This window comes from Mesorhizobium sp. M7A.F.Ca.US.002.01.1.1 (assembly GCF_004022955.1).
Classification (GTDB): Bacteria; Pseudomonadota; Alphaproteobacteria; order Rhizobiales; family Rhizobiaceae; genus Mesorhizobium; species Mesorhizobium ciceri.
Genome location: NZ_RZQE01000382.1, coordinates 1 through 5,851 on the forward strand (window position 1 = coordinate 1; position 5,851 = coordinate 5,851).

Consider the following 5,851-nt stretch of genomic DNA (forward strand, 5'->3'; position numbering starts at 1 on the left):
GAATCGTCGAGCGTCATTTCCTGCACGGAACCGCCGGTGAACAGGCCGGCGGCGACCGGATCGGTCAGCGTCTTCAGCGCCGTCTTGGCGGCATCGATCTGGGCGGGATCGGTAATGCGAACCTGCAGGGTCCGCCCGGTGCCGGCAAGGCCGGTATAGCCAATCTTGGCGTCGCGCAGCAGCGTGCGGATTTCGTCGCGCGTCGTCTCCAGCCGGTCCTTGATCAGATCGTTCTGGTTCATTTCCAGCAAGATGTGCGAACCACCCTGCAGGTCGAGGCCGAGCGTCATCTGCCGCTTCGGCACCCAGTTGGGCAGCTGCGCCAGCGTGCTGGCGGAGAACAGGTTGGGCGCGGCGAGGATCACCGTGATGGCCACGGCCACCCAGATCAGGATCATCTTGAAGCGCGAGAAATACAACATATGGCGTCGTCCGTCAGAGCGTGTCCGCGGATCGCTCCGCCTAAAATTGGATTATTTCTTGGCGTTCTGGTTGGCCACCGGCTCGCCCTTGACGCGCACATCGGCGATCGTCGAGCGCAGCGCCGTCACCTTCAAGCCATTGCCGAGGTCGACCTCGAGCTCGTTGTCGTCGATCACCTTGGTCACCTTGCCGACGAAGCCGCCGCCGGTGACGACCGTGTCGCCGCGACGGACCGCGGCCAGCATCTCGCCGCGCTTCTTCAGCTGCGTGCGCTGCGGCCGGATGATCAGAAAATACATGATCACGAAAATCAGGACAAACGGCAAAATATTGATGAACTGGAACATATCGGGAGAAGCGCCGACGCCTTGGGCGTATGCCGGTGTCACGAACATCGAGGTACTCCTGAATTTTGAAAACAGCCGCCAATTTGGCGGCCCCTTGAAATTTGGCCGGAATATAGTCGGTAAAGTTGTCAATGCAACTGCGCGGCCGGCCAAATCGGCTGCTTTTCCGGCCTGTTGAGCCGTGTTAGAGCAGGATCGCAAAAAGCGCGAGCCGGTTTCCGCAAAAAATTATGCTCGAACAAAAGGTTGCAACCGGTTTTGTATCAGGCGAAATCGGGCAGCTTCACGCCCCAAGACATCAAAAACGCGAAAACAAAAGACAGACATGACCGACAGCAGCATTGAGGCCCTGAACCAGAAACTCGACCGGCTGATCGAAGCGGTGAGCCGCCTTGCCCCGCCGCCGGTGCCCCAAACCGACCTCCGCGAGGCCGATTGCTTCGTTTGGCAGGCCGATCCGGGCTATCTGGAACCGGTGCACAGGGTTAACCGCGTCGACATCGGACTGATCCGTGGCGTCGACCGCGTCCGCGACATCCTTGTCGACAACACCGAACGCTTCGCTGCCGGCTACCCGGCCAACAATGTGTTGTTGTGGGGCGCGCGCGGCATGGGCAAATCGTCGCTGGTCAAGGCCGTGCATGCGGAAATCAACGCCAAGGCCAGGTCCGACCTGCCGTTGAAGCTGATCGAGATCCACCGCGAGGACATCGACACGCTGCCGAAGCTGATGGGTCTGCTGAAGGCGGCGCCCTTCCGCTTCATCCTGTTTTGCGACGACCTCTCCTTCGACCATGACGACACCTCCTACAAATCGCTCAAGGCAGCGCTCGAAGGCGGCGTCGAGGGCCGTCCAGCCAATGTCATCTTCTACGCCACCTCGAACCGCCGCCATCTGTTGCCCCGCGACATGATCGACAATGAACGCTCGACCGCGATCAACCCGTCCGAAGCGGTCGAGGAAAAGGTGTCGCTGTCCGACCGCTTCGGGCTGTGGCTCGGTTTCCACAAATGTTCGCAGGACGAGTATCTCGACATGATCGACGGCTATGTCCGCCATCACGGGCTGACAATCGATCCCGACACGCTGCGCGCCGAAGCATTGGAATGGGCGACGACGCGCGGCAGCCGCTCGGGCCGCGTCGCCTGGCAGTTCACCCAGGATTTGGCTGGCCGGCTCGGCAAACCGCTGAAGGACTGATGCGTTGGATAGCGTCGCCAACGCCATCCGATGACAAGATCATTTGGGCGGCTGCGACCGCCGCAAATCACGCGGCGTTTGGCCGATCTCACGCCGCATCCAATGCGCCAGATGTGACTGGTGCGCGAAGCCCGTCAATTCCGCCACCTCGCTTGTGCTGAGATCGCCTTGCTGCAGCAGGACGCGTGCGCGTTCGACGCGACGCCGTAGCACGTAGCGGTGCAGGGTGAAGCCCGTCGCCGCCTTGAACCATGTCCGCAAGTGCGAACTGCTGGCGCCGGCAACCCGGCTCAGTCGATGGATCGACAGGGGTTCGTGCAGCGCAACCTCGATATGCTCCAGCACGCGCTTGAGCTGAGTATCCGACAGCCGGCTCGCGCGATCGATATCAGGTTCACCGAGGCCAAGCAGCCTCACAGCGAGCGCGGCGCCGATGCTGTCGGCAAACAACGACCCGCTCGGCGACTTCGCATTGAGATCGCTCTCCAGTGCTCGCGCGAGGTGTTCGATGCGCTGGTCACGAAGCAGGTGACGTGTGCCGAGCGGCAATGCGCGCGCCTTGCCGCCAAGTTCGGCTGCCACCCTTTCCATCAAGGCCGGTTGTAACGCGATCTCGATCGTGTCGAACGGGGTCTCAGCCTCGAACCCACCCTCCTGACCGGCGGGCACCAGGTCGATATCGCCGGCGCGCCTGACGAAATATCGTCGAACCTCATGGCAGTAGGAGCGCGTCGCGGCACTTGCATGCACCATGATGCGATGGTGTGGCGCCCGGAGCAGACGATGGACCCCGGCTTCGACATGCCGGGAGGCCAATGTTACGTCGGACGGGGATCGGGCCGGGGCGACTTGCGAGAGCATGCTTTCTCGATTCATGGCAAAACCTGTTCAAGACTTGGCAATTCCCGCGCGATTTTCAATGCCGTGGCTATGTACCTACGCCTCTCCATAAAACTTGGATGAGAGGTTATGCCATGAGTTTCTATGTTGTTGTGGGAGCAGGCCCGGTTGGTCGCGAGACCGCGCGGCTTCTGGGCGAAGAAGGCCATGATGTTGTCTTGACGAGCCGGAGTGTCGGTTCGAACGCGCTGCAAAACGTCCGGACCGTGCACTCCGACGCCACCAATGCCGCGGAACTGGCGCGTATCAGCCGAAACGCCGACGCGATCTTCATGTGCGCCATGGCCGCCTATCACCGCTGGCCGACCGACTTCTTCCCAATCATCGACGGCACCGTGCGGGCTGCCGAAGCGGTCGGCGCGAAGCTTGTGGTGCTCGGAAATCTCTATGGCTATGGCAAAGATGCCGAAAGCCCGCTTCACTCCGACCTGTCTCTGGATCCGACTTCGAAGAAAGGAACCGCCCGGACGATCATGTGGCAGCGGGCGGTCCGTGCGGACGTGCCGGCCGTCGAAGTGCGGTCCAGCGATTATCTTGGACATGGCGCGATCAGCTCTTTCTCACTGGTCGCGCTGCCCTCCATACTCGAGGGGAAACCGACGGCTTTCATTGGCGACCTCGACGCAACTCACGCCTGGTCCTTCACGAAGGACGTGGCCAGGACACTGGTCGCTGCCTCGCGCTACACGGGCGAATGGGGACGGGCGTTCCATGTTCCATCGCAACACGCCCCATCCCGGGAACTCATCCGGGCGACCGCGGCAATGCTTCACCGTGAAATTCCAGAAACACGCTCCTATTCCATCTCCGAAGTGGAAGCATTGGGCATGCATGAGCTTATCGAGATGAGCTATCTCTTCGACAAACCCTTGCTGGTCGATTCCTCCGACGCGGAGACGCTTCTCGGCGTCAAGGCCAGCAGCCTTGGCGTCATGATCGCCGACACTCTGCGCGACCATCTTTGAAGCTTGAAGACTGGCGCGTCGCACCGGAACTGAAAAAGCCCGCTCCTTTCGGAACGGGCTGAGCCGGCGGGCCGGACTGGAGGTCAGACGGCCCGCAAATTGCTTTTTTTCTTCTATTCGAAACAGCCCCGACTATTCGAGATAACCGGAGGGATCGACTGGCGCCGAATTCTTGCGCACTTCGAAGTGCAGCTTCGGCGAGTCCGTCGTGCCGCTCATGCCCGACAGCGCGATCTCCTGGCCGCGCTTGACCTTCTGGCCGCGCTGCACCTCGATCGAGCTGGCATGGCCGTAGACGGTGACCAGGCCGTTCTCGTGGCGCACCAGCACCGTGTTGCCGAATTCCTTGAGGCCGTCGCCGGCATAGATGACGACACCGTTCTCGGCCGCCTTGACCGGTGTGCCCGTCGGCACGGCGATATCGACGCCGTCCTTGCCCGAGCCGAAACCGGAAATCACGCGGCCGCGCACCGGCCAGCGCATCTTGCCGATGCCGGTGGCATCAGGCGCGACGGCATCGTCGGCCTCGGCCTGCTGGATGACCTTCGAATCCTTTTTCGGCGGCGTGTAGGACGCCAGCGTTTCAGACGGCGTGGTCTTTGCCGCGGGCTGCGTGGTGGCCGTCGTCACCGGATCGACCTTGGCCGGCTTGGCAGCGGCGACGGTCGCGGTTCCGCCGGCCGGCACCTTCAGGGTCTGGCCGATCTTGAGCAGTCCGTCCTTCATCCCGTTGGCCTGCTTTAGGGCAACGACGCCGACGCCGGTCTTCCTGGCAATCGAAGACATCGTGTCGCCCGACTGGACCGTGTAGGTCCCAGCAGCGCCGGTCGTCTTGGCAACCTGCGGCTTGGGCTCCTTGGGCTGGTTTGCTGCGGCCGACGCGTCGACCTGAGCGGCGGACTTGCCTTCCTTAGGCTTCGGCTGCTGCGGCAGAACGGCGACCTTGTCCGGCGCAGTGGCCGGCAGGTTGTGCTTGCCGTCTTTCGCCGGCTTGGCATCCGCGACCTTCGCCTCGCTCTTGCTGGAATAGGCATAGGCCGGGATGACCAGCTTCTGGCCGGTCTTTAGCCCCTTGGTCGCGCTCAGCCCGTTGACCTTCATGATCACGTCGGACGGCACCTTGTAGCGCTGCGCCAGGCCGCCGATCGTTTCGCCGTCCCTGACGACGATCTCGGTTGCATGCGGAGTGCCGGAAGCAGCCACGCGGGGTTCGTCAGGTTGCGAAACCTTGAAAGGCGACGCCGCCGGAGCGACGGTGCCGGTCGTGGTCCTGTCGACATGCGGTGCCGGGGCCAATGCGGTGCGCACCGGCTTCGATGCCGGCGCCTGCTGCGCTTGGGCAACGGGCGGCGGCAGCGGCCGCGTCGAGACCGGCTCGAGGCTGGAGCGGCTGACCGATTGTGTATGGCTGCCATCGATCGGAGCGGCGGCGACATCGCCCGGATAGGGCTGCTGTACGGCATCCTGCTTGTTGATGATGGCGCGCTGATTGTTGGTCGAGGATGTAAAGACGTCGTCGACGCCATTGAACCGCGAAACCTGGGAACTGCACCCCGCAGCAGCACCCGCGACCATCAGAATGGCGCAGCCTCGCGCCAGATTGCGACCGTTTGTCTTCAAAACACTGAGTTGCATCGCACTAACCCGCACATACCCGGTACAAACTAGGCATGATTAAAGCGCGTTAATGTTACTCGACGGTTAACCTCATGGAATCCGACGCAATTTTTCTTAAAATATTAGAGAGCGAGCCGTGCGAAGATTTCGGGTCAGGCCAGCCGGGGTCGAAGACGGGCGCACGACGCGGCCGAACATCGACATCCGCGCTAGATAATAGCGGCAACACCGCGCAGGATCGGCTGCAGGCGAACGAGGCCGATGTCTTCGCGCTCGAAGCGGCTGCCGACCTTGGTCAGCTTGGCCAGCACCTGTTCGCCCTCTTCGGGGCCGATCGGAGCGATGACGATACCGCCGCTCGACAACTGGTCGAGCAGGAAACGCGGCAGGCTGTCGAA

Annotated in this window: 5 protein-coding genes and 2 pseudogenes; 2 read left to right on the plus strand and 5 right to left on the minus strand. The window is 62.2% G+C overall.

All coding sequences use genetic code 11. The features are described from left to right. Both EN932_RS27225 and yajC read right to left on the minus strand, forming a co-directional pair. Positions 1-422 (minus strand): annotated as a pseudogene (locus tag EN932_RS27225) (protein translocase subunit SecDF); the annotation flags it as partial. A 51-nt stretch (positions 423-473) separates the two neighbouring features. Continuing rightward, positions 474-818 carry a preprotein translocase subunit YajC gene (yajC, locus tag EN932_RS27230; RefSeq protein ID WP_127368526.1) on the minus strand — a complete coding sequence of 115 codons (345 nt, stop codon included), beginning with the start codon at positions 816-818 and terminating at the stop codon, positions 474-476. A 277-nt stretch (positions 819-1,095) separates the two neighbouring features. Here yajC and EN932_RS27235 point away from each other — a divergent pair, with 277 nt between their 5' ends. After that, positions 1,096-1,971, plus strand: coding sequence for an ATP-binding protein (locus EN932_RS27235; RefSeq protein ID WP_024503854.1), 876 nt, complete (start codon positions 1,096-1,098; stop codon positions 1,969-1,971). 39 nt (positions 1,972-2,010) lie between these two features. Here EN932_RS27235 and EN932_RS27240 read toward each other — a convergent pair whose 3' ends face one another. Continuing rightward, on the minus strand, positions 2,011-2,832 hold the full coding sequence (locus tag EN932_RS27240) for an AraC family transcriptional regulator (protein WP_127368525.1): 822 nt from the start codon (positions 2,830-2,832) through the stop codon (positions 2,011-2,013). A 113-nt stretch (positions 2,833-2,945) separates the two neighbouring features. Here EN932_RS27240 and EN932_RS27245 point away from each other — a divergent pair, with 113 nt between their 5' ends. After that, positions 2,946-3,836 carry an NAD-dependent epimerase/dehydratase family protein gene (locus tag EN932_RS27245; RefSeq protein WP_127368532.1) on the plus strand — a complete coding sequence of 297 codons (891 nt, stop codon included), beginning with the start codon at positions 2,946-2,948 and terminating at the stop codon, positions 3,834-3,836. A gap of 132 nt (positions 3,837-3,968) precedes the next feature. Here the strand turns inward: EN932_RS27245 and EN932_RS27250 are convergent, their stop codons facing one another. Next, positions 3,969-5,471 (minus strand): peptidoglycan DD-metalloendopeptidase family protein, encoded by a 1,503-nt coding sequence (locus EN932_RS27250; protein WP_127367304.1) that lies wholly within the window; start codon positions 5,469-5,471, stop codon positions 3,969-3,971. Positions 5,472-5,662: 191 nt separating this feature from the next. Next, positions 5,663-5,851 (minus strand): annotated as a pseudogene (gene pcm, locus EN932_RS27255) (protein-L-isoaspartate O-methyltransferase); the annotation flags it as partial.

Coding starts and splice junctions, on each gene's coding strand:
- yajC (WP_127368526.1), bottom strand. CDS start 818: ATGTTCGTGACACCGGCATACGCCCAAGGCGTCGGCGCTTCTCCCGAT.
- EN932_RS27235 (WP_024503854.1), top strand. CDS start 1,096: ATGACCGACAGCAGCATTGAGGCCCTGAACCAGAAACTCGACCGGCTG.
- EN932_RS27240 (WP_127368525.1), bottom strand. CDS start 2,832: ATGCTCTCGCAAGTCGCCCCGGCCCGATCCCCGTCCGACGTAACATTG.
- EN932_RS27245 (WP_127368532.1), top strand. CDS start 2,946: ATGAGTTTCTATGTTGTTGTGGGAGCAGGCCCGGTTGGTCGCGAGACC.
- EN932_RS27250 (WP_127367304.1), bottom strand. CDS start 5,471: ATGCAACTCAGTGTTTTGAAGACAAACGGTCGCAATCTGGCGCGAGGC.